The 24,466-nt window shown below is 44.1% G+C and carries 14 protein-coding genes; 4 read left to right on the top strand and 10 right to left on the bottom strand.

Going from position 1 to position 24,466, the window contains the following annotated elements; translation table 11 throughout:
* The first annotated feature begins 65 nt into the window (after positions 1–65).
* Positions 66–209, top strand: a complete 144-nt coding sequence (locus QUA36_RS10580; protein WP_333457280.1) for a hypothetical protein — start codon at positions 66–68, stop codon at positions 207–209.
* 205 nt (positions 210–414) lie between these two features.
* On the opposite strand, the gene QUA36_RS10575 is transcribed toward QUA36_RS10580, so the two are convergent.
* The 3 genes from QUA36_RS10575 to rpsT all read right to left on the bottom strand — a co-directional run bounded on the left by QUA36_RS10575 (position 415) and on the right by rpsT (position 1,870).
* Positions 415–597, bottom strand: a complete 183-nt coding sequence (locus tag QUA36_RS10575) for a hypothetical protein (protein WP_333457278.1) — start codon at positions 595–597, stop codon at positions 415–417.
* Positions 566–1,345, bottom strand: a complete 780-nt coding sequence (locus tag QUA36_RS10570) for a TatD family hydrolase (protein WP_333450826.1) — start codon at positions 1,343–1,345, stop codon at positions 566–568. Before QUA36_RS10570 ends, QUA36_RS10575 begins: the two co-directional genes overlap by 32 nt.
* A gap of 225 nt (positions 1,346–1,570) precedes the next feature.
* The gene (gene rpsT, locus QUA36_RS10565; RefSeq protein ID WP_006632886.1) at positions 1,571–1,870 is read right to left on the bottom strand and encodes a 30S ribosomal protein S20; all 300 of its coding nucleotides are present in this window, start codon (positions 1,868–1,870) and stop codon (positions 1,571–1,573) included.
* 887 nt (positions 1,871–2,757) lie between these two features.
* Here rpsT and hisD point away from each other — a divergent pair.
* From hisD to QUA36_RS10550, 3 genes are all read left to right on the top strand, one after another.
* Positions 2,758–4,071, top strand: a complete 1,314-nt coding sequence (gene hisD, locus QUA36_RS10560) for a histidinol dehydrogenase (RefSeq protein ID WP_333450824.1) — start codon at positions 2,758–2,760, stop codon at positions 4,069–4,071.
* A 341-nt stretch (positions 4,072–4,412) separates the two neighbouring features.
* Positions 4,413–4,841, top strand: a complete 429-nt coding sequence (locus QUA36_RS10555; protein WP_333165199.1) for a universal stress protein — start codon at positions 4,413–4,415, stop codon at positions 4,839–4,841.
* Positions 4,842–5,205: 364 nt separating this feature from the next.
* Positions 5,206–7,248 (top strand): ATP-binding protein, encoded by a 2,043-nt coding sequence (locus QUA36_RS10550; RefSeq protein WP_333457276.1) that lies wholly within the window; start codon positions 5,206–5,208, stop codon positions 7,246–7,248.
* 176 nt (positions 7,249–7,424) lie between these two features.
* On the opposite strand, the gene QUA36_RS10545 is transcribed toward QUA36_RS10550, so the two are convergent.
* From QUA36_RS10545 to QUA36_RS10515, 7 genes are all read right to left on the bottom strand, one after another.
* On the bottom strand, positions 7,425–8,753 hold the full coding sequence (locus QUA36_RS10545) for a carbamoylphosphate synthase large subunit (protein ID WP_333457274.1): 1,329 nt from the start codon (positions 8,751–8,753) through the stop codon (positions 7,425–7,427).
* A 142-nt stretch (positions 8,754–8,895) separates the two neighbouring features.
* Positions 8,896–9,783 carry an isoaspartyl peptidase/L-asparaginase family protein gene (locus QUA36_RS10540; RefSeq protein ID WP_333450818.1) on the bottom strand — a complete coding sequence of 296 codons (888 nt, stop codon included), beginning with the start codon at positions 9,781–9,783 and terminating at the stop codon, positions 8,896–8,898.
* A gap of 604 nt (positions 9,784–10,387) precedes the next feature.
* Positions 10,388–11,020 (bottom strand): alpha-ketoglutarate-dependent dioxygenase AlkB, encoded by a 633-nt coding sequence (locus QUA36_RS10535; RefSeq protein WP_333457272.1) that lies wholly within the window; start codon positions 11,018–11,020, stop codon positions 10,388–10,390.
* 468 nt (positions 11,021–11,488) lie between these two features.
* Positions 11,489–17,257 (bottom strand): AAA family ATPase, encoded by a 5,769-nt coding sequence (locus QUA36_RS10530; protein WP_333457271.1) that lies wholly within the window; start codon positions 17,255–17,257, stop codon positions 11,489–11,491.
* A 137-nt stretch (positions 17,258–17,394) separates the two neighbouring features.
* The gene (locus QUA36_RS10525) at positions 17,395–17,658 is read right to left on the bottom strand and encodes a hypothetical protein (RefSeq protein ID WP_333165775.1); all 264 of its coding nucleotides are present in this window, start codon (positions 17,656–17,658) and stop codon (positions 17,395–17,397) included.
* Positions 17,639–23,770, bottom strand: coding sequence for an AAA family ATPase (locus QUA36_RS10520; protein ID WP_333457269.1), 6,132 nt, complete (start codon positions 23,768–23,770; stop codon positions 17,639–17,641). Before QUA36_RS10520 ends, QUA36_RS10525 begins: the two co-directional genes overlap by 20 nt.
* Positions 23,771–23,836: 66 nt before the next feature.
* A complete protein-coding gene (locus tag QUA36_RS10515; RefSeq protein WP_333457267.1) occupies positions 23,837–23,980 on the bottom strand; it encodes a hypothetical protein in 144 nt (47 codons plus the stop codon).
* Between the last annotated feature and the right edge of the window lie 486 nt (positions 23,981–24,466).

The raw sequence follows: 24,466 nt of genomic DNA, 5'->3' as shown, positions 1-24,466 counted from the left end.
TGGCGCCAAGGCTGGGCTTTTTTACCTTGTTGCGTTTTTTTGATTGATTGTGTGAGAGAATTTATATGATGTTTTCGATCGCCTGCCAACTGCTGCAACGGTTATTATTGCTGGTGGCTCGCAGTATTTTTGTGCGGATTTTTGTTTCGATCGAGATGCTTTTAGCTCTGATCTCGTGGTATTGCGGGGTTAATTCCCTACACTTTTGACTCCTAAAATTGACTTGACAGCTATTGCCAAATTGCTGAGGTTCCAAGTTTCTTCTGATGTGTAAGTTTGAGTGTGTAAGTTTGAGGTATTGCGTGAAGTTTTGACCGAACCCGAAGGTTAGCGTACTCGCGTTGTGTTGGCAGTTCCTGGGCGACATCGCAGGATCGGATACTAAGCCAACGCTCGATCGGTCGGTTCTTTTTATTATAGGACGCAAATCCGATCGCAACCGGCAACGCCAAAAGAATCTCCAATAAAGGATGAATCCGGTTTTTCGGGCAGGATAGAAATGGGATTGTCCTGATCGCTGGCTCCTAAATCAACTTGTTTTCCTCGTTTCTCTGTTCTGCTATAACTAAACAGAAAAGCCGAATAGCTGACAGGCATTTTCGGTTGTCTGCTGGGACAAAGTTAAGAGAGAAACTCCTCTCAATTTAGCAACTTGCTCGGCTACGTAGTAGACGTAGGCTGGTTCGTTGCGTTTTCCCCGCTGGGGTACGGGGGCTAGAAAAGGGCAATCTGTCTCGACTAGGATGCGATCGCTATTTACCATACAAGCTGATTCTTGTATTTGCAATGCTTTTTTAAAGGTGACTGTTCCGCTAAAACTGATGTAGAAACCTAGGTCTAAAAACCACTGTGTTTCTTCGGGTGTGCCTCCCCAGCAGTGCATGACCCCGCGCACGGGTCCGCGTGTTTGCCAAAAGTTCCTCAGCATTTCGGCCATTGGGGCGGCGGCGTCGCGACAGTGGATAATGACTGGTTTGTCAAGTTCCTGGGCGATTTCAAGCTGTGCCTGAAACACTTTAAACTGGTGTTCTCGATCGTCAGCTTTATAAAAGTCCAGTCCGGTTTCGCCGATCGCCACTACCCTAGAGTCCGAACTTGCTAATTCCCTAATCTGGCTCGCAGTCTCGTCTTTCCACTTGTCGGCATCTAGGGGGTGGAGTCCAACCGCAAACGAGACTTCTGGAAACTGGTTGGCGATTGCTTGAATGCCGGCAAACTCTTCTGGCTCTACACAAGAATGAACCAGCCGAACTACACCAGCTTCGCGCCAGCGTTCTCGAATGGCTTCTAACTCAGATTTGTAGGTCTCAAAGTTGATATGAACGTGAGTGTCGATGAGCTGCATGGGGGAAGCAGATGAGAGGTGATACGGGAGAGTCCTGGTGAGATAGGGCGAGGGGGGAGTGAGAGAGTCTGGGAGTGGGAGGGGCAGAGAGTGTGTGGGAAAAATCTTCCGTCTTCTTTCTTCCTTCTTCCTTCTTCACGCTTGACTGCTTCACGCTTGACTTCTTCCCTCAACATCCATCCCTTCAATCTTGTACACTGCTTCGTTGCCGAACTTTCTGCTTCCTTAAGATGCTACCGATACTTCGTGCGGCTTGAGGGTTCTTGCCAAGCGGGACTTTTTGCGAGCGCCGTTGTTGCGGTGGAGTACACCTTTTTTGACAGCTTTGTCAATTTTGCTGTATGCCTCAGACATTCGCTGCTGGACTTCTTGCATTAATTCCGGGCTCGGAGCTGCGGCGTACTTGTCTACGGCAGCGAAATACTTCTTCATCAAAGTTTTGACCGCTGACTTGTAAGATTTGTTGTACAAGCGGTTACGTTCGGCGATTTTGACTCGTTTGACGGCGGACTTAATATTTGCCATAGTTCTGTTGCTGGAAGTAGGTATTCATTGATACACCCTAGTCTCAAGACAGTCCCAAGACACGGGGATTTTGAAGGACAACCTTTTCGGGATCGATCCACAAAAAGCTTGATTTTTAATGGCGGAGTGAGACAGCCACTCTCCCTTCGCTCAGATTGAGCTGAGTCTGTGGCTACTTTTTGGCGACGCCCGCGCAATAATTTTTTATTGACTCATTTAACTGCCTGTTTTTTACCCCTGACAATACCCAAAGGTATGACACGGGTGTTACAGAGGCGTTTTGCGGTGTTCCCACCGTCACGAGTTAAAGTCACGGTTTCTTGCGCGCAATTTTCAAGTATACAATAATTTGGCGTTTTTTTATAAAAAAATTATCAGGTGTTGGAAAAACTAATATAGCACCTATTCTGCTTAAAATCCCATTCTCTGAAAAATCCAAGTTAAGCTATAACAAAGAATACGGGTTATTTGAGCTTCGGCAAGAAGCACTTACCGAAGGTAGAAGGTAAAAAGCTGAAGGTAGAAGGTAGAAGACAGCCGGATCAGAAGGTAGAAACTAGAAGGCAGAACCAAAATTCTCCCGCTCGAACACTCTCCCTCTCGGATATTATCGGGGTCGGACACTCTCCCCCTCTGCGTTCCAACCCTCTCCCTCCGCACCTGGTTCTCTGGCGGGCAATTCCTAGAGAGAAGGTTGTGACTTGTCCTCAGTGTTGCAAAATCCTCGACAGAGATTTAAACGCTGCACTGAAGCCTTGGAAAATGCCGCGACTCTCGCGGTTTAAGCTTGTGGACTGGTGGTGGCTTACTTCTCTAGGAGAACCCCAGAAAAATCCCCAATTGTCAAGCAAATGTTAGTGAAGTTATAGACGGCATTCCTAATCTCCATGCTGCGAATCATTACTCAGTGGGTTGAGGCACAAGCTGAACTGCGACGGATCTGCGATCGCACCCATGACGAACTTGTCGTTCACAAAGAAGCCACCGTGCGGGAGGTGCTGCAAGCTGTAAGGCGCAGAGGCGATCAGGCTGTGCTGCACTACACTGCTGAATTTGACCGCATGACCCTAAATGTGGAAGATTTACGGGTGACAGGCGCCGAATTGGATGCTGCTTACCAGCAGGTGTCGAAAGAATTATTAAATGCCATCCGGTTGGCTTGCAAACAGGTAGAGGCGTTTCACCGACAGCGCGTACCCAAGTCTTGGGTGCAGTTTGGTGATGACGAGATTGTTTTGGGCAAACGCTACACCCCGGTCGATCGAGCGGGAATCTACATTCCTGGCGGTCAGGCGTCCTATCCAAGCTCGGTGATCATGAATGCGGTGCCAGCGAAGGTCGCAAAGGTGCCGAGACTGGTGATGTGTACTCCCCCCGGACAGGAGAAGAAAATGAATCCTGCGGTGCTGGTAGCGGCTCAGGAAGCGGGAGTTGATGAGATTTATCGGGTAGGCGGGGCGCAGGCGATCGCAGCTTTAGCCTACGGTACGGAAACTATTCCGAAGGTGGATTTAATTACTGGGCCGGGGAATATTTACGTCACCCTGGCTAAAAAACTGGTTTACGGGACTGTGGGGATCGATTCTCTGGCTGGCCCGTCCGAGGTACTGATCATAGCAGACGGCTCAGCGAATCCTGTACACGTGGCTGCGGATATGTTGGCTCAAGCTGAGCACGATTCGATGGCGTCGGCAATTTTGCTGACGGCGGATTCGGTGCTGGCTAGGAAGGTGGTGGCTGAGGTAGACAGACAGTTGGCAAATCACCCACGCCGAACTTTAACAGAAAAGGCGATCGCCAACTATGGTTTAGTCGTAGTAGTTGACTCGCTCAAGGCGGCGGCGGAACTCTCTAACGAGTTTGCCCCGGAACACTTGGAATTGCAAGTTGCAGATCCTTGGGCTTTGCTGGAGCAAATTCGCCACGCTGGGGCGATTTTCTTGGGCTGTTCGACGCCGGAAGCTGTGGGCGATTATTTGGCGGGCCCGAATCACACTTTGCCGACTTCTGGAGCTCCTCGCTATGCGTCGCCCCTGGGTGTCGAGACTTTTATGAAGCACTCGAGTTTGATTCAATATTCGCCTGCAGCACTTAAAAAGGTGGGTAGGGCGATTAATGTGTTAGCCGAAGCTGAGGGGCTTCCTTCTCACGCTGATTCAGTGCGCCTGCGGACTGAAAATGAGGGAAAGGGTGAGTTTTAGATGGTAGATTTGAGATTTGAGATTGGCGATCGAGATTTAAGTTGATGAGCGGCAAAATACATAATTAGTCAAAAGCCAGTGAAACGAAACAATTCGCTGGCGATTATTCCTAGCTTTACTTTCTGTGACAAGCGGCAAAGTTTATTTCCAGCTATCTACTGACGCACTCTGGGGTTAAGAAACCGGGTTTCTTCAAGTATCTTGCTGAAATGACGCAATTATGTTAAGAAACCGGGTTTCTGGGTAGGTAATAATGATGTTGATGGGGAGCGCGAAATTGTGGACATTAGGCGAGAATCATCGAAAAAATTAAAGTCTAAATATCTGAAATTTAAAGGTGCATGGTATTGAATACTGTTTTGGTAGCGATCGACAATTCAGAGTTAGCAACTCAGGTATTGCAAGTTGTAGGACAATTTCAGCTAGAACCGACGGCAAAGGTGATTTTAGTTCATGTTGTGAGTTCTGGTACGTCGGATTTTGACGCGGTTGTCGATCGACCTCACGCTCAAGGAAATGAGATTGCTTACCGAGAGGTGGAGAAGTTGCTGCAATCTTATCAGGAAAAGTTGTCTTGCGAGAGCGAATTGGAGATTGTTTCGGGACAACCGGCAGAAGAAATTGTCCGCTTGGCTAATATTTATAAGGCGGATTTAATTGCGATCGGCTGTCGGGGTTTGACTGGTTTAAAGCGGATTTTGGAGGGATCGGTGAGTGCTGAGGTTGTGGCTGAGGCTCCTTGTTCGGTGTTGGTGGTGCGGGCGAAGTAAGTAGGCTGGTAAATGCGATCGACTATTGCATTTACATAAACCAAGATAGCTATTAATATCATTTGTTAGTTGAATGTAAAAATTAACGACGTATCAAATATATGCTTTTTGTCAATTAACCGACCAACGAACAAATAAAAAACTTCCAGTAAGCGATCACTTTTAACCGTAGATTAACGGGGCTACAAAAAGGGCGATTCACGCTCTGGGTAGCTCCGCTTCAGGCTCATTTGATGAATTGATATTATGATAGACTCGAACCAATGGCTAAGCATTATCATCTATGCCTCCAACTGCGAAGTATCTAAAAATTCCTCTGCGCGGTGTTCTTGTTGTTCCATTTGTTCTACAAATCTTTACAGCAGTGAGCTTAACAGGTTGGCTTTCCTTACGCAATGGACAAAAAGCGGTTAACGATGTGGCGGCTCAACTTCGTCAGGAGTTAATAGCACGCATTGAAGGAGAACTCAAGCAATATATCAACAAACCTCATGATATCAATCGTGTGAATTCAGTCGCTTTTGCACAGGGCCACATGGACATGGTGAATGGCCGCAACGCTAAGCAATTTTTAACCCAAGTGCAAATCTCCCCTTTTGTTTTTTCATCCTATTGTGGCGATGCTCAAGGATATTATCTAGGTGCGACTCGTCGAGAGTCAAAAATCGCGATGACTGCGAGTAATCAAGAAACAAACTATCATTTTTATTTTTATGAAATGGATAATTGGGGCGATCGGCAAAAATTCCTAGAACAGGTAAACTCTTCTTACGATCCTCGCCAACGCCCCTGGTATCTTTCTGCTGTGAAAGCAGGGAAGCCTACTTGGAGCAATATTTTTGTGAATATTGTCAACAATGGTAAGCCTGCAATTACTGCCAGCGAACCTGTCTATGACTCAGAAGGTAAACTTGTGGGTGTCTGTGCCACTCTTGTTGTCCTCTCAGAAAATTTAAGAGAATTTCTGGGAAGTTTGTCTATTGGTAAAACAGGTAAGGCTTTTGTGATGGAGCGATCGGGTTCAATGATTTCTAGTTCAACAAAAGAGCCACTAATCAAAGGACAAGGTAAAGCTCAGAAGATGATTGACGCCGTGGAAAGTAGCGAACCATTTGTGCGGGAGACAGCTAAATATTTGCAGAAATATTTTGGTAACTTTGACCAAATTCATAAATCAGAACAGTTAGAATTTACCCTCAACAGTGAACGCCAGTTTGTTCAGTTGCTACCGCTGAATGATGGTAGAGGTCTGGATTGGCTAATTGTAGTCGTCGTGCCTGAATCTGATTTTATGGAGCAAATAAATTATAATAGAAATACGACGATTATCCTCTGTATGTTATCACTGGTAATCGCAACAGGATTAGCAATTATCACTTCACAATGGATAGCTAAACCTATTCGGCGATTGAGTCAAGCCAGTCAGGCGATCGCCAGTGGAAATTTCGAGCAAAATGTTCCCGACACTCTCGTAGAGGAATTGGTAAGTTTATCAGTATCTTTTAATCAAATGAGTCACGAATTAAAGAACTCTTACCAAACCCTTGAACAAAAAGTAGAAGAACGCACTCAAGAACTACGGGAGACTCAAGCCCAACTCATCCAAAGTGAGAAAATGTCATCTCTGGGGCAACTGGTAGCCGGGATTGCCCATGAAGTGAATAATCCCGCGAATTTTATTCACGGTAATTTATCTTATCTTAGCCAATATACCCAAGATTTACTAGAGCTAGTACAGCTTTATCAAAAGTATTATCCCCAGCCGGTATCGGAGATTCAAGCCAAGTCGGAAGATATTGAGATCGAATTTTTGAGCGAAGACTTATCAAAACTGCTCAAGTCTATGAAAGTAGGTTCTGAACGTATCCGCGATATTGTTAAATCTCTACGGAATTTTTCTCGATTGGACGAAGCAGAGTTCAAAGCTGTCGATATCCATGAAGGCATTGAAAGCACCCTGATGATTCTGCAAAATCGTCTCAAGCCCAGACACACACATCCAGAGATTGAAGTGATCAAAGAGTACGGTAATCTGCCGCCGATCGAATGTTATGCAGGACAACTTAACCAGGTATTTATGAATATTCTGACAAATGCTCTGGATGCTTTAGATGAGCGAGATCGGGTGGAGAAAAAGATAATTCGGATTAGTACGAGTCTGTATAACTCAGAATTGGTCAGAATTTGTATTGCTGATAATGGGTGTGGCATCACAGAGGAAGTCAAAAAAAGGCTATTTGACCCATTTTTTACAACCAAACCCATAGGAAAAGGTACGGGAATGGGGATGTCTATTAGTTATCAAATTGTGATCAAAAAGCATAAAGGGAAACTGTGGTGTACATCAGAACCCGGAGAAGGAACAGAGTTTTGGATCGAAATTCCCCTAAATCAAAGTGTTATTTAGTTGAGGATATTCGCGAACTGTGGCATTATTTTGCCGGACCCCATGAATCGGGTCACTTCAAAGCTGTGGAACCTTCAATTTTGATTTTTGAGGGCCCGTTTCCCGATATCACCGAACCGCGCGAGATGAGGGGGGAAACCGCACAACCGCTGCAATCGGTAGAGTAAATATTAACCCTATTGCTGCAATCCCTTACTGTGCAAATCCTGCTCGATATGCTGCATTTCCTTCATATCCTCACCCGCAACTATCCCGTAAATTTCCGTGTAGATTTTCCCGTATTTAACCTTCTCTAAAGCTGACAAGATTATCAAGTCCTTGCGATCGAGTTCTGGTTTCAGGGTGACAAGAATCGATTCCAAAGTCCCATCCATTCGCCAGTCACTCGAATATTTAGCCACCTCCTTTCCCCGCCCCAGTAAGGTATGGCGCTGTAAGCAAAGCGGAGTCGAGCCATTAACTCGGAAATTGGCATCAATGGCATACAACTGTCCCTGTGAGTCTTCCAGCACGTCGAAGCCTATAACGCCGAAATAACCCTGTTGGTGAGCATATTTACCAATAGCGGCAATCATCTCAAAAAACCTACTCATGTCGGTTTCGCGGTAGTGAATTAGTCCGCCTAAATAACTGCCCTCTGGAGTGACAAGTTGGCTGGTAGTGCCGATAAGCGTGATATTTCCCGTTTTGCTTACATAAAACTGCACGCAATAGTTCTGCACTTCATTCTTGACGAATTCCGAGACAATAATCGTATCCAGCAACTTAATATCGAGATATTTCCTCACTTCCTGCAAGCAGTAGTTCAGATCGCTGGCGCTTTTGATAATATAAGTGCCTTCTCCAGAAAGTCCGTGGGATGTTTTAATCAAGTAGGGGAATTGCTCTGGCAACTGAATGCTTTCGAGATTGACTTCGTGCAGATTGTAGGTTTGGTATTTCGGACATTGCACGCCTAATTCTGCTAGCGTTGCTTTGCTGAGCAAGTGGTAGTGGATGTCGGGATGGACGGCGTGTTTTTCTGGTTTGAGATTGTCGAAGGGAAATAGACTGAGGAGTTTGTCAAAGCGATCGCTCCTGCTGAGATCTTCGAGATAAGTTGAGCAGTCTATCATCTCCATACTGCTGTTGCTGAAGCCCAAATGCTCCCGCCAATAGTCAATCAGCGAGTTCGGTGGCTGATTAATCACAATGCCTGGGATGGCATCGCCTAACACAGCCAGATTTTTCCAAGGTTCCTTCTGGCCAATCTTGTCGAAAGAAGTTTTGGTGGCTTCACTGCTGCCGTCTTGAATAAAGTATTTTTTTCTGTTGGGATAAGCAGCCCAACTAGCAGTTGCAGGGTAATTTAAAATTAACGCATAACGTGCATCTGTGATATCGGGAGCAAACAAATCGGAAAGAGAATTGCCTTGAAAGTAAGGAAAGTCGTAGGTTGAGTTCATAGAAACATCCAAGTCGAGTTTGAATTCAACTGTTTTCCCGGCCACTAAATAGCTCGACATAATTAAACGTAGGGTGGGCAATGCCCGCCCTACAAATTGAAAAAAAGTTTATTGATGTCCAGCTACTTAATACCTAGGAAATAAGATATTAGTTGCGGAATTTTAACTCTCTCCAACTAGAGAGAATGCAACCTCAATAATTTCAACGATGGACGAGTTGTTTTTTCTTAGTGAACACAGCCACCTTGTCCATTTCTGAGGTTCTATAAGCACAAGCCATGTCCGTTGAATTATGCGCCCAGCCAACCCGCCCTTGAGGGTCTATGATGACGCACCCAGCTTCTCCTGCCACCTTAGATGCCAGAGTCTCAATTGCCATCTTCGCTGCTTCGTCTGGGTGCTTGCCGGAGGCTAGAATGTCGATCGCCCTCTTAGCTAGAACTACTGGCATAATGGACTCGCCATCGCCTGTGGTCGAGCAAGCGCCCTGTTCATTTTCAGCAAACAAGCCTGAGCCAATAATGGCGCTGTCGCCGACGCGACCGGCGGGCTTATTCATAGTCCCGCCTGTTGAGGTACCGGCAACTAAAGTGCCACTACTATCCAAAGCTACACAACCAACGGTATTGGGGCGGTCAATAACTTCTTTTTCCTCCTTCCACTCTTCCTCTTGCTCATCTGCGATTAAGTCTTCTTTTGTACACATCTCGGCTCCACTTTCTGCTGCAAAATGTTCTGCATGATCCGCTACTAAGAACATGGGTTTTTTATCCATAATCTTTCGCGCCACGGAGATGGGATGGCACACGCCTTGAACATTTGCGATCGCTCCCCAAGCTAAGGAACTGCCTTCCATCATCGCTGCGTCTAGCTCTACCTCTCCCTGGTTGTTGAGAACCGATCCAAAGCCTGCGTTAAATGTCTGGTCAGCTTCGAGAACCCGGATAGCTGCCTCAACTGCTTCTGCTGCGGAACCCCCGCTTGCGAGCACTGCCCAACCCGCTTCTGCTGCTGCGGTACAGCCTGCATTGTTGGCTGCAACCTTGTCTTCTGTGATGGTTTTTGCTCCACCATGAACAATAATACTCATTACCATAAATTTCCTTTTTTTTATCTTAAGCTCTACTTAAAAATTCCTTATATCAATCAATTTTTAAGTAGTTTTTTCTCCCTCATAGTGTTATAGATTAGCAGTGTTTAATTTTGGGTTCTTCTATCTTCAGAGATAATTATTTTTGTCGAGCTTTGTGTTCCTTAAGACCTAGCTATTTACGAATCATTAATAGAGATGTGACCAAAGTTATGTCAATAGTGTGAGGTAATTTGGCATCGAGTTAGTTAGGGAAATTGAAAGATGTAGGGAGTAAAGAGGGGGTAAAATTTAAGGCGATGCACTACACCTTAACAGACAAAATCAGTAAACATGAAGAATGAGACTTTGAGAGAAAATAAGTGCGATCGGGCTTCACATCAGTCTGAGCCTGCTTACCCGCCAAAAACCCTCGCAGCGACAACAAACTAGCCGTTTGACCCAAATTCAGCCGTAGCAGCGGTACTCCCGTGCGATCGCTAATTCGGCGGTACTGTTATTGCTGGGCAAAAATCGCTACTTTTACTGTCAACAAAAGTTGCAATTTTTTTTTGAAACCGCAAGTAAAAGCCGAGCAACGCTAGGCAAATTACCATTAATTCAGTTAGCTTACTTTCCTGAAAGTCAGGTTGATTCTTGGCTCAGTAACTTTGGCTGCTTTTGGGATTTGGTGTTGCCAAAAATGCTGGGTTACTCCTTTCATCAGCAGGAAGCTTCCAGGAGTTAATTGAATTTCTAATTTCATTTCTTTTTGGTATTTGTGCCTGAGCATAAAACGACGAGTAGCCCCAAAACTTACAGAACCGATCGCTGGGTTTTCACCAAGTTCTGATTCATCATCACTGTGCCAAGCTACACTATCTTTGCCGTCGCGATATAGATTAATCAATACGCTGTTAAACAATGTACCTGCTATTGCTTCTATTTTAGATTTGATTGTTATGAGTGTAGGTGTCCATAGATTAGGCTCCATTTTTATTTTGGAGTAAGTGTAAGATTTACCTGCATCTCCGTACCATGCGCTAAGTCGCGGTATAGCGACTTGCTTGCCAAAAAGCAGAGCCACCTCTTGCTTCCAATTAATAGTGCCGTACAATTCCGCAAATATCTGGTTGCTCTCATTGTTATTGAAGAAGTCGCGGTACATGATTACTTCGGCATCAGGCAGAGATAATTGCTGACCATGCTTCGGGCTTTCTGCTTTTGGCTCTTCCCACAATGAAAGTTGAGTATACATAAATCTGCTCGCTAATTACGTTTTACTGAAATTTATAAATATACAGTTGTTGACACAATCACTGCCCAGCTTTACCATTAATCATGTAAAGCTAATTTTAGCATTTTAACAAGACTAAGACAATTACTTTTTGTAACACACATAAATTTTTATGGGTTCACCAACCAAATCATGAATCGTGATTTAAGATGTGACTGGTGTCAATTAGCTATGTATTATGAATTGCTTTCAAATAATTAAATTTGTTCTTGATGAAGCTTATGTCCTAATTCCAGGAGATGAAGCTGAAAAGGATCAGGTAATTAATGCCGCACTAGACACTAGAAGACCTGCGAAGAGAATATTCTCACCTATCACAGGAATGTAACATAGATTATAGCGCTCCGAGGTTGATGGGGTTGTCACCCCGTCAAATGAAAATGATCTCCCCTTCCAACAATGTAGCGATCGAGCTTTGGACTTTTATGATTAATCTAAATTGTGTGGCCTGTCTTTGATTTTTGTGCGATTTCTTAAAGTAGACTGACAGCGTTGCCAGTAAATTTTAGCGACGGCATCGCCCTGATTCTGACGCGAACACTCGGCAAACAGCCGCCCCGCTTTAGCTAACTTCCCTTCCGAGTAAATTTCCAAAGCTTCGGCAAACAATTGCAGCGTAGCTAACTTGCCCTCTTTAATTTCTGGCGGATCAGCATCAAAGACCTCATAAACTGTTACTAATTCAGATTTTCCCTTAACTTTTACCGTATCGAGGGTGCGGATTGCGTACTGAGATGGATTTTCTAAGCGCGAGTAAGTTTCCTGGGTGATTAACAGCGACACCCCATAATTTTTCGTCAAACTTTCCACGCGAGAAGCTAAATTCACCGCATCGGAAATTACTGTACCCTCCATACGATTTTGTCCTCCCACCGTTCCCAGCATCAAAGTTCCAGTATTAATTCCAATCCCAATCTGAATCGGGTCATAGCCAGAATTAGCGCGGTGTTGATTATATCCAACGAGGGCCTGCAGCATGGCAATTCCCGCTTTCACCGCATTATCTGCCTCGCCACTAAACAGCGCCATAATCGCATCGCCAATATATTTATCAATAAACCCGTTATTTTCATTAATAACTGGTTCCATGCGAGAAAGATAGGAATTGATAAATTTAAAATTATCCTCCGGTGTCATACTTTCCGAAAGCGTGGTGAAATCGCGAATGTCGGAAAACAATACCGACATTTCCAACTGCACTTGGTCGCCCAATTCCACATCAATAATACTTGATTTATTTAGAAAATGGAGGAATTGACTGGGGACGAAGCGCTCATAAGCTTTGTTAAGTTGGAACAATTCATTGGTAAACCTTATTCGCTCTGTTTCGGCTTTTTTACGCTCCGTGATATCTTGAAAGGCTACAATTGCATAAGAAATATTGTCTTTTTCATCATAGATGGGAGTACCCCAAGCCTCGATCGGAATAATCTTGTTGCCTTGGTGGATTTCCATATCATCTACAGTGGCACTTTCGCCACTCAACGCCCGCGTAGTGGGCAATTGTGCAGAGGGATATTCCTGCTGTGTTCCAGCTTGATAGAGTTGATAAACCTCGGTAATTTGCTCGCTGGAGGCTTCAGGAATAACTCCTTTACCCAATAATTGAATAGCAGCGCGATTAATATAGTAAGGTTTGCCAGAAGCATCCAGAACTGTCACGCCTACTGGAATTGCTTCTAAAAATTGAGTCAGTCTGTTCTCACTTTCGCGTACTTCTGTATAGAGTTGAGAATTTTGAATCGAGATAGCTGCTTGTCCCGATAACACTTTTAAGAGTTCCACTCTTTCTGGCGTAAAAGCTCCGGCTGTCAGATTGTTTTCTAGATAAACAATACTGACGGTTTGAGATTGGTTAATCAGCGGCACGCATAAAATTGATTTGGGCTGATGCTTTTGGATGTAGGGGTCGTTGGTAAATTGTCCCTCTCGGACAGCATCATCGAGTACCACGCTTTCTTGAGTGCGAGCCACATAATTGATAATTGCGGAGGAAAGTTCCTGACAATTTTCAACTGAGATTGACTGCAACACGGTGACTTGTTGGGAATTTATTGTGCCTTCAGCTTGAATTAATAGCTCTCCCTGGTTTGATAAAATTAAATAGCCTCTTTGCGCTCCTGCACTTTCTATCAAAATTTTCATCAATTTAGACAGTAATTTATCCAGCATAATTTCGCCAGAAATGGCCTGAGAAGCTTTCATTACTGTGGTGATATCTAAGTTAGAACCAGAACCCTTGGTCGTCACTGAAGCCGTAGTTGTAGTTGTTTTTATTCCCGGTTGGATTGGCGCCAATAACTGCGGATATCGCGTTTCTAAATCCGTTACCTTAGCAGTGGCTCCCCATTGGACATAACAATAATATGCCTCAATCATGTAGGTTTGAGCAAGTTTTTCTTTGCTCCATTCCCAGTAGAATTTGGCTGCGAGTTCGTTAGCTAGTGCTTCTTCGTTGAGGAATTTATTTTCTTTGGCTCCAGAAATGGCGCGATCGTACATTTCAATCGCCTCAGATTTATTGCCCAACACCCGTTGCCGTTCTGCCTCAACTAAATACCATTTATGCAGATAATTCATCGGAGCGTTTTGCGCCCACTGTTTCAGCGTAGTTTGATGAATTTCTACCTCAGCAAGAATTTGAGCTGGCTCAAATTCTGGGCGGGTGGGAAAAAGTGCCAGGTGCGTCAGGGCTGCATAGAAATGGAAAATGGCAACAAAAGCTAATCCCGATACTGCTATTAAATACTGTTTGCCTTGGGCAAGGTAGTCAAGAGCAGCGGTGTAATTACCGCATGAGTAAGCAAGCAACAGTTTGTAAATGTAGGCATTAGCGAGCGCCGTGAGGTTATTGTCCTGATGGTGCTTAGGAATCATCACCGTTTCATCGTAGGCAGTTCCTATTAAACAACCCGACAGAATAGGGGTTTCCCTCAAATTCCACACCATCTGCTGGATTATACCCAAAAAATCCTGAGCCGGATATTGCTTCACCTGAGCCAAGACAGCCCTGTAACCGACGATTTCAGGTTCCCAAATATCCAGTTCGCTCCCACTGAAAAATTTGTTATTAAAGTAATGACCTATGTTGTAGCCAGCGTCTACAAAGTCGCCTGTTTCCATGCCAGCCGTATAAGCATCTTTCAGCGTCGGTATCGTTGCCAAGAGAGCTTCTTGGCGATGCTGAATCCAGCCACCAAACAAAAACAGAATTATAGACTTGAATTCGGGCACATTGAACCGATCGAGCAATGAGAGTGCCAATTGCCCAAAGCCATAGCCGGTTTCCACCTCTTGTAAAAAAGCACATAACACCATCCCGTGCATCGCATACCCCACCGTCGATACAGGTGCATTCCCAAAGGAGAGCGATAAACTAACCATCGTGGAGCTAAGCAGGGGTACCAAACCGGGCATTCCCTGGAAAATGGGTGTAAGCAAGATTCCTAATAATTGCATTGCTGCCTGAGTCTGAAGATGGGTCATCACAGGCAGGTCAACCAGTTCCTCAATTTGTCTGCCGCTTAGTTGACGCTTCAGGGTTTGTAGCGCTTTACTAATCAAAGCTTCGTCAGGTTCAGTTGGGAATTCAACCCCCAGTTGCAAGAGTGCATTTCTGCCGACTGCGATCGCTTCTAACATCTTGTTTTGGGATGTCCGGGCGACGATTTGAATTTCGTAAATTTTAACTTTATCTAAAATCGTCTTAGCTTCTTGCAACACCTGTGCTGCCATCTGTTCCATACCTTCAAGGTCAGCATTCAAATAGGCGGCTTCGGCAGCCGCAATATAGAGATTCAGGGTCAACTCATACTGACTTTGCCAGCAGTTGGCCCTCAGTAGCTCAATCCCTGTTTGCAGATAGAGCATTGCGGCTGCGTAGGCGGTAGAACTTCTTGCCTTACCTCCCGCTTCTAAGTTGAGTTTGGCTAAAGCTTCTCGTTCGCTTAATTGATTGATTAACTCAATTCCTTGATTCAAATGCCCCACAATATCAAAGAGTTTTTCTTCTATTTCTATATCCGAATAATTTTGGACAAGTAACTGTCCGATTTTCAGATGAGTAGCTTGTTTTTGGTTGTCAGAAATCAAGGAATAAGCCGCTTGCTGGACGCGATCGTGCAGAAACTTATAAGTGGGATTAGCGATAGACTCAGTAGGGGATAGATCCTGTGTTTTAATGAAGCATTTATAGCCTTCTGTAATGGGTAAAATGAGTCCTTCTTGCAAGGCTTTCCATAGTGCTGATGCCGTTTGTTCCGGTAATTCTTCGTTGACTATTGCCAATGTATCTAAATCAAACTGCGCCCCAATGCAGGCGGCAAGTTTTAGAACCTCCTGAGTAATGGCAGGCAACTTCTGCAATTGCACCGCCATAAACTCCACCACATCCGAGGCGTGGGTAAGTCTAACTTGAGCAATATCGCACTGCCACCCCCCTTGACGGCCCCCCTTACTAAGGGGGGATTGAGGAGGGTTAAAAATAATTTGACCATCTTCATGCAACGCCTTGAGGAATTGAGTCGAGAAAAAGGGATTTCCTTTGGTTTTTTGATAAACCAATTCTGTCAAGGGCCCGGCAAAGGATAAATTACAAATCAGCGTATCTGCTACCAACTGATTAATATCTGCTAAACTCAACGGTTGCAGCGTCATAGTGTTCACCACTGCGCCAGACTTAACAATCTCATCCACCGTCAGCATAAATGGATGAGTAGCGGACACCTCATTATCTCGATAAGCACCCAATACTAACAGATGCCCTCTATCCTCCATCAACAGTTGTAGAAATTTCAAAGATGCCGAATCCGCCCACTGCAAATCGTCCAAAAATATCACTAATGGATGTTCGGCATTAGTAAATACTTGCACAAACTTTTGCATCAGCAGATTGAAGCGATTTTGGGCAGCACTCCCCGACAATTCTAGTGCAGGATTTTGAGCGCCAATGATGTGTTCTAATTCAGGAATTACGTCAATCAAAACTTGCCCACTCTCGCCTAATGCGGTGAGAATCAGGGTTTTCCATCTGTGTAACTGAGCGTCACTTTCTGATAATAATTGTCCCATCAATTCCCGAAATGCTTGCACAAATGCTGAGAAAGGAATATTGCGCTGGAATTGGTCGTATTTGCCTTTGATAAAATAGCCACGCTGTCTGGCGATCGGCTTGTGGACTTCATTTACTACTGCGGTTTTACCAATCCCTGAAAACCCAGCTACCAGCATCATTTCGGCGCTACCTGTACTGACTCGTTCAAACGACGCTAATAGTTTATAAACTTCACTTTCTCTGCCGTAGAGTTTTTCGGGAATCAGGAAACGGTCTGTAATATCTCGCCTTCCCAAGTCAAATTCTTCTATGCTGTCCGTTTGTTGTAATTGAAGCAGACACATTTCTAAATCATGCTTTATCCCCAAGGCAGTTTGATAGCGGTTTTCGGCATTTTTCGCCATCAATTTACTGACAATTTGCGAGACAATTAGGGGAATTTCTGGCTCGATTTCGTGCGGAGGAACTGGTTGTCTGGCAATATGGCAGTGAACTATCTCTAAAGCATCTTTTGTCTCAAAAGGCAATTTTCCTATCAGCAATTCGTAGAAGGTGACGCCGAGGGAGTAAAAGTCAGTACGGTAATCGAGAGTGCGATTCATCCTGCCAGTTTGTTCTGGCGAGATATAAGCAAGGGTTCCTTCCAGAACGCCGGGGTTTTTCAGGGTTGGCGTTTCTCGCGTTAACTGAGTAGAAATACCAAAGTCGATAATTTTTAATTGTTTCGTTTCGGGGTTGTAAACAATATTCGAGGGGTTAATATCTTTGTGGATGATGTTGGTGCTGTGAATTTGCCCTAAAATTTCAGTTGTGGCGATCGCAATTTGTAAAAATTCCTCCAGAGTAAACTTTCGCTGCTGCATCCAAATTGTCAAGGATTCCCCGCCAAAGTCCTCGACAAACATCACGAGGCTGTTTTGGTATTTTTGCAAGTCATAGACTTGCACAACTCCCGCCTCTTTCAACTCTTGGGTGATGCGGTATTCGGTGCGGTAGCGCACCAATTCTTGAGGTGTGGGGTAGTTTTCTTTGAGAAGTTTGAGGATAATCGGCCCTTTATCTGCTTCCCGAATGGCTCGGTAAACCAGAGAGTTGACACTTTCGTAAAGCAGCGTCTGGACAGCAACGCCTGGAATAGAGAGCATATTGATTTTTATGGTAAAAATTAACGCTAAGTCAAAAGGCACCAGCTTTGTGTATAGAATAGCACGTTAGAAAGGTAATTTTTTTTGTAACAAATGTTTAGTTTTTAATGTAGCGATCGAGCTTTGGACTTTTATGATTAATCTAAATTGTGTGGCCGGTCTTTGATTTTTGTGCGATTTCTTAAAGTAGACTGACAGCGTTCCCAATAAATTTTAGCGACGGCATCGCCCATATTCTGCTGCCAACACTCGGAAAACAGCCGCGCCGCTTCAGCCAACTTCCCTTCCGAGTAAATTGCCAAGGCTTCTGCAAACAATTCCAGCGTAGCTAACTTGCCCTCTTTGATTTTTGGCGGGTCAGCATCAAACACCTCATCAAGGTCACATAACTGCCATTCCATCAATCATAGCTGACTGAATAATTGTATAAGCCTCTACCCAAGCTTTTTCAGTTTCAGGTGTCCACTCTAAACCCATCTGCGCTTTCAGGGATTGAATGAGTGCATTGGCCACAACAGGAAAATGTTCTACTGAAACGCCATATTTGGCATGAGTTGCACCTAATCCTTTAGCAAAAACATTAATTAACTTAGGTTTCCGTAAATTTTCAATAATTATTTCTAAGCTTTGCCAAAGCTTTTCTTTTTGCTGTGCCATTTTTGTATTCATGAAAAGATTCTTAATCTGAGAAGAACTATCAAAAAGTATTTCATAAAAATTACTTACGAATTCATCAGATTTAGGCTTGATTAATGCTAAAGTTCTCTCTAATAGCTCGATGTTTAAACGGATAGTTTTTTGTTCGCACCAGTCCAAATAAATTTGGGCAACTTGATCCGAAGGGCAGAGTTCTAAACATTGAGAAAATAATGCTGTGGCTTCGATAAATTTCTGTTGCCGATATAAGATCAAAGCTTGATTAAATAAATCTTTTGTTGCTAATTTACCTTGCTTTGTTTCAGGAATATCTGCCTCAAAAACTTCATAAATTGTAGATAAGTCTACTTTTCCCTTAACACTAATTTCAGCGATCATGCGAATAGCATAGTTGCTAGGATTATCTAATTTGTTAAACGTCTGTTGTGTAATGAGTAAAGCAACACCATAATTTTTTGTTAATCCTTCCACACGAGAAGCTAAATTCACCGCATCACTAATTACCGTCGTATCCATGCGGTTTTGCCCGCCCACCGTGCCTAACATTAAATTCCCAGTATTAATGCCAATGCCAATCTTAATCGGGGCATAACCAGAATTAACCCGCTCTTGATTGTATACTTGAAGTTGATGCAGCATGGCAATACTGGCGTTTATTGCATTATCAGCATTACCGCTAAATAGCGCCATAATCGCATCCCCAATATATTTATCAATAAAGCCATGATTTTCAATAATTGCTGATTCCATCCGAGATAAATAAGCATTAATAAACTGAAAGTTGTCCTCCGGAGTCATACTTTCCGAAAGCGTAGTAAAGTCGCGAATGTCGGAAAATAGCACCGACATTTCTAACTGCACTTGGTCGCCCAATTCGACATCGACAATGCTTGGTTTCTCTAAAAAATGGAGGAACTGATTGGGGACGAAGCGCTCGTAAGCTTTGTTGAGTTTAAAAAGTTCATTGGTGAACCGTATCTGCTCTGTTTCGGCTTTTTTGCGCTCTGTGATATCTTGAAATGCTGCTATGCCGTAGGCAATATTGCTCTGATTATCATAGATAGGCGTTCCCCAAACTTCGATGGGTACAACCTTGTCAGTATGGTAGATTTCCATATCATTAACTGTGGTAATTTCACCATTTAATGCCCGCACTCCAGGCATTTTTTCAGTAGGATACGGATTGGAAGTGTCCGCAGTATATAGTTGATAAACCTCTGCGAATTGCTCGGACGTGGCATCAGGCGCAACTCCTTTTCCCAGAAGCTGCTGCCCCTTCTGATTAACGTAGTAAGGTGTACCACTGGGTTTGAGTACAACTATCCCTACTGGCATCGCTTCTAGGAATTGAGTCAGCCTCATTTCATTTTCGCGGACTTCTGTATAGAGTTGAGAATTTTGAATCGAGATAGCTGCTTGTCCCGATAACACTTTTAAGAGTTCCACTCTTTCTGGCGTAAAAGCTCCGGCTGTCAGATTGTTTTCTAGGTAAACAATACTGACGATTTGAGCTTGGTTAATCAGCGGCACGCATAAAATTGATTTGGGCTGATTTTTTTGGATGTAAGGGTCGTTGGTAAATTGTCCCTCTCGGAAAGCCTCATCCAGTACCACGCTTTCTTGAGTGCGGGACACATAATTGACAATTGCGGAGGAAAGTTCCTGACAATCTTCAACTGGGATTGACTGCAACACGGTGACTTGTTGGGAATTTATTGTCCCTTCAGCTTCAATTAACAGCTTTTCCTGGCTGGACAAAATCAGATATCCTCTTTGCGCCCCTGCACTTTCCATCAAAATTTTTATCAAGCTGGACAGTAGGTTATCTAGTAAGATTTCGCCGGAAATCGCCTGAGAAGCTTTCATTACTGTGCTGATATCTAAGTTGTTAACCAAAGCCGTGGTCGTTCCGGTTGCGGTAGTTTTAGTGTTTTTTCTTCCCGCTTGAATAGGTTTTAATAACTGGGGATATCGCGTTTCTAAATCTTTGACCTTAGCAGTGGCTCCCCATTGGATATAACAATAATACGCCTCAATCATGTAGAGTTGGGCAAATTTTTCTTTATCCCATTCTAGGTAGAATTTGGCTGCTAGTTCATTAGCTAATGCTTCTTCGTTGAGGAATTTATTTTCTTTGGCTCCAGAAATGGCGCGATCGTACATTTCAATCGCCTCAGCTTTATTGCCCAAAACGCGATGTTTTTCTGCCTCAACCAAATACCATTTATGCAGATGATTCATGGGAGCATTTTGCGCCCACTGTTTCAGCGTAGTTTGATGAATTTCCACCTCAGCAATAATTTGAGCTTGCTCAATTGCTGGGCGGGTGGGAAAAAGTGCCAGGTGCGTCAGGGCTGCATAGAAATGGAAAATGGGAAGATGTAACAGTCCCGATGCTCCTATTAAATACTCCTTGGCTTGGGCGATGTAATCTAGGGCAGCGGTGTAATTCCCGAACAAGTAAGCAAGCAGTAGTTTGCAGATATAGGCAGTGGCGAGCCCAGAGAGTTCATTATTCTGCAGGTACTTGGGAATCATCACCGTTTCATCGTAGGCAGAGCCTATTAATAAATCCGGCCGGATACGGGTTTCCCTCAAGTTCTGCACTTTCTGCTGAGTCATATCCAAATAAACCCGACCTGAATATTGCTTCACCTGATCCAAGGCAGCACTGTAACCTGCTAGTTCGGGTTCCCAAGAGTCTAGTTCTACCCCACCAAAAAAGTGGGTATTAAAGTAAATACTGATGTTGTAGCCAGCGTATAGAAAATCGCCAGTTTCCATGCCCGCAGTATAGCCATCTTTCAGCGTTGGTATCGCTGCCAAGAGAGCTTCTTGGCGATGCTGTATAAAACCTCCAAAAAAAATCAGAATTATAGACTTGAATTCCCGTGCATTGAACCGATCCACCAATGAGAGTGCCAATTGCCCAAAGGCATAGCCTGTTTCTACCTCTCCCAAAAAACTACACAATACCACCCCATGAATTGCATACCCCACGCTTGATGCGGGTGCATTCCCAAATTGTAGCGATAAACTCACCATAGTGGAGCTAAGCAGGGGCAGTAAACCCGGCATTCCAATGAAAACCGATCCCGGTAACTTTCTTAACAGTTGCATGGCTGCTTGAGTCTGGGAATTTGTCATCAAAGGTAGGTCAACGAGTTCCTCAATCTGTCTGTCCTGAAGTTGGCCCGCAAGGGTTTGTAGCGCTTTACTAATCAAGGCTTCGTTAGGTTCAATCGGGAGTTCAACCCCTAATAGTTTTAGTGCCTTTCTACCCACGGCGATCGCTTCTAACACATTGCTCTGGCCTGTATGAGCGGCAATTTGAATTTCGTAAATTTTAATTTTGTCTAAAATCGTCTTAGCTTTTTGTAAAACCTGCGCTGCCATCTGTTCCATAGCCTCAATGTCAGCATTCAAATAGGCTGTTTCGGCAACAGCCACATACAGATTTAATGTCAATTCATACTGACTTTGCCAGCATTGAGATGTCAGTAGGTCAATTCCCGTTTGTAGATAGATATTTGCCGCAGCGTAGGCTGTAGAACTTCTGGCTTTACCTCCGGCTTCTAAGTTAAGTTTTGCTAAGGCTTCTCGTTCGCTTGATTGATTGATTAACTCAATTCCTTGATTCAAATGCCCCACAATATCAAAGAGTTTTTCTTCTCTTTCTATGTCCGAATATTTGTGTAGGAGTAACTGTCCTATTTTGAGATGAGTGGCTTGTTTTTCGTTTTCGGGAATCAATGAATAAGCTGCTTGCTGGACGCGATCGTGCAGGAACTTATAAGTTGGATTAGCAACAGACTGATTCGGGGATCGAGCACCTGCTTGAATGAAGTTATAGCCTTCTGCAATCACTAAAATGAGTCCTTCTTGCAAGGCCTTCCACAGCGCTGATGCCGTTTGTTCGGGTAATTCTTCGTTGACTATTGCCAATGTATCTAAATCAAATTGCGCCCCAATGCAAGCCGCCAGTTTTAGAACATCCTGAGTTTCTTTCGGCAACTTCTGCAATTGCACCGCCATAAACTCCACCACATCCGAGGCGTGGGTAAGTCTAACTTGAGCAATATCGCACTGCCACCCCCCTTGACTGCCCCCCTTACTAAGAAGGGATTGAGGGTGGTCAAAAATAATCAGCCCATCTTCATGCAACGCCTTGAGGAATTGAGTAGAGAAAAATGGATTACCTTTAGTTTTTTCATAAACCAATTCAGTCAATGGTTGAGCAAAAGATAAATCACAAATCAGCGTATCTGCTACCAACTGATTTAGATATGCTAAACTCAACGGTTGCAGGGTAATCGTATTCACTGCTGCCCCAGACTTCACAATCTCATCGATCGTCAACATAAACGGATGAACAGGTGACACCTCATTATCTCGATAAGCACCCAATACTAACAGATGCCCTCTATCCTCCATCAACAGTTGTAATAACTTCAAAGATGCCGAATCCGCCCACTGCAAATCGTCCAAAAACATCACTAAGGGATGCTCGGCAGTAGTAAATACTTGCACAAACTTTTGCATCAGCAAATTAAACCGATTTTGGGCGGCACTCCCCGACAGTTCTAGTGCAGGACTTTGAGCGCCAATGATGCGTTCTAACTCAGGAATCACCTCAATCAGCACTTGCCCGCTATCGCCCAATGCTGTCAAAATCTTGGTTTTCCATGTTTGTAACTGAGCATCACTTTCTGATAATAATTGCCCCATCAATTCCCGAAATGCTTGCACGAATGCACTGAAAGGAATATTGCGCTGGAATTGATCGTATTTGCCTTTGATAAAATAGCCCCGCTGTCTGGCGATCGGCTTGTGGACTTCGTTCACGACAGCGGTTTTACCAATTCCCGATAAGCCAGCTACCAACATCATTTCGGCGCTACCTGTACTGACTCGTTCAAAGGCTGCTAATAGACTAGAAACTTCTGTTTTTCTGCCGTAAAGCTTTTCGGGAATTAAAAAACGGTCGGTAATATCCCGCGTTCCCAAGGCAAAATGCTCAATGTTACCCGTTGCTTGTAATTGAACCAGACACATTTCTAGATCGTGCTTTATCCCTCCTGCTGTTTGATAGCGGTTTTCCGCATTTTTAGCCATCAATTTACTGAGAATTTGAGACACAATTACGGGAATTTCTGTCTCGATTTCGTGCGGAGGAACTGGTTGTCTGGCAATATGGCAGTGAACTAGCTCTAAAGCATCTTCTGTCTCAAAAGGCAATTTTCCTGTCAGCAATTCGTAGAAGGTAACGCCGAGGGAGTAAAAGTCAGTACGGTAATCGATAGAGCGATTCATCCTACCAGTTTGTTCCGGCGAGATGTAAGCGAGGGTTCCTTCAAGAATACCGGGGTTTTTCAGTATCGGTGTTTCTCTGGTTAGCTGAGTGGAAATGCCAAAGTCAATAATTTTTAATTGTCCCGTTTCCGGGTTGTAAACAATATTCGAGGGGTTAATATCTTTGTGGATGATGTTGGCGCTGTGAATTTGCCCTAATGCTTCCGTGGTGCCGATCGCAATTTGTAAAAATTCCTCCAGAGTAAAGGAGGGCTGCTGCATCCAAATTGTCAAGGATTCGCCGCCAAAGTCCTCCACAAACATCACGAGGCTGTTTTGGTATTTTTGCAAGTCATAAACTTGTATGACTCCCGCCTCTTTCAGCTCTTGGGTGATGCGGTATTCGGTGCGGTAGCGCACCAATTCTTGAGGTGTCGGGTAGCTTTCTTTGAGAAGTTTGAGGATAATCGGCCCTTTATCTGCTTCCCGAATTGCCCGGTAAACCAGAGAGTTGACACTTTCGTAAAGCAGCGTCTGGACAGCAACGCCTGGAATAGAGAGCATATTGGTTTTTATGGTAAAAATTAAAGCTAAGTCAAAAGGCACCAGCTTTGTCTAGAGCATAGCGCGTTAGAAAGGAAAAAATTTTGTTTTTGTAACAAATGTTGAGTTTTTCCGGTAGCAGCCTGCAAATACTTTGTGGTAGCCCCGATCGCGATCGCCTAATTTGTAGGGTGTCTCAACAGTCGATCGCACTTTTGCTTTGATTTTCACTCCACATTACGCAGCCGGGGCTGTCACACAGCATAATTACGTAGAAAACTCTATTTTTAAAGTAATTAATTATGGCTTTAAAACGTTTTTTGTCAGTCAATGTACGGTATAAAACTATAAATCATAGCTTTATTGCTGGCTAAAAATAAGTAAAAACCGATCGTGACAGTTGAGGGTGCAGAATATGGGTTTCAGGTATAGCAACCGCCCTGATGGTGACGAGGTTCTTAATCGCTAAGTCAGTGTCGCAGTTGACCGCACTGAGCAGCCAATACCTTAAAGTTATAATTGTCCGATACGTGCTCTGCCAGCTCAAAGCTAATGAAACTAGCCTTCTTTTCTATACATGGTGCTGCAATGCTAGCGAGCGCAGCCACTATTGTCAGTACAGCGGTGGTACAAGCACAACCAGGGTAAACGCATCTTAACTTTAACGCAAAATATGCTACAGTTAAATCCGACTAAATTTTAGTGTAGTTTATTCGT

Source organism: Microcoleus sp. Pol10D4 (assembly GCF_036701555.1).
In the GTDB taxonomy this organism is placed as follows: domain Bacteria; phylum Cyanobacteriota; class Cyanobacteriia; order Cyanobacteriales; family Microcoleaceae; genus Microcoleus.
The sequence above is the reverse complement of the archived record's forward strand: the minus strand, read 5'-3'. Positions and strand labels throughout refer to the sequence as shown.

Coding starts and splice junctions, on each gene's coding strand:
- QUA36_RS10520 (WP_333457269.1), bottom strand. CDS start 23,770: ATGCTCTCTATTCCAGGCGTTGCTGTCCAGACGCTGCTTTACGAAAGT.
- QUA36_RS10545 (WP_333457274.1), bottom strand. CDS start 8,753: ATGTCGAGCTATTTAGTGGCCGGGAAAACAGTTGAATTCAAACTCGAC.
- QUA36_RS10570 (WP_333450826.1), bottom strand. CDS start 1,345: ATGCAGCTCATCGACACTCACGTTCATATCAACTTTGAGACCTACAAA.
- rpsT (WP_006632886.1), bottom strand. CDS start 1,870: ATGGCAAATATTAAGTCCGCCGTCAAACGAGTCAAAATCGCCGAACGT.
- QUA36_RS10535 (WP_333457272.1), bottom strand. CDS start 11,020: ATGTATACTCAACTTTCATTGTGGGAAGAGCCAAAAGCAGAAAGCCCG.
- QUA36_RS10540 (WP_333450818.1), bottom strand. CDS start 9,783: ATGAGTATTATTGTTCATGGTGGAGCAAAAACCATCACAGAAGACAAG.
- QUA36_RS10530 (WP_333457271.1), bottom strand. CDS start 17,257: ATGCTCTCTATTCCAGGCGTTGCTGTCCAGACGCTGCTTTACGAAAGT.
- hisD (WP_333450824.1), top strand. CDS start 2,758: ATGCTGCGAATCATTACTCAGTGGGTTGAGGCACAAGCTGAACTGCGA.
- QUA36_RS10575 (WP_333457278.1), bottom strand. CDS start 597: ATGCCTGTCAGCTATTCGGCTTTTCTGTTTAGTTATAGCAGAACAGAG.
- QUA36_RS10555 (WP_333165199.1), top strand. CDS start 4,413: ATGGTATTGAATACTGTTTTGGTAGCGATCGACAATTCAGAGTTAGCA.
- QUA36_RS10525 (WP_333165775.1), bottom strand. CDS start 17,658: ATGGAATGGCAGTTATGTGACCTTGATGAGGTGTTTGATGCTGACCCG.
- QUA36_RS10580 (WP_333457280.1), top strand. CDS start 66: ATGATGTTTTCGATCGCCTGCCAACTGCTGCAACGGTTATTATTGCTG.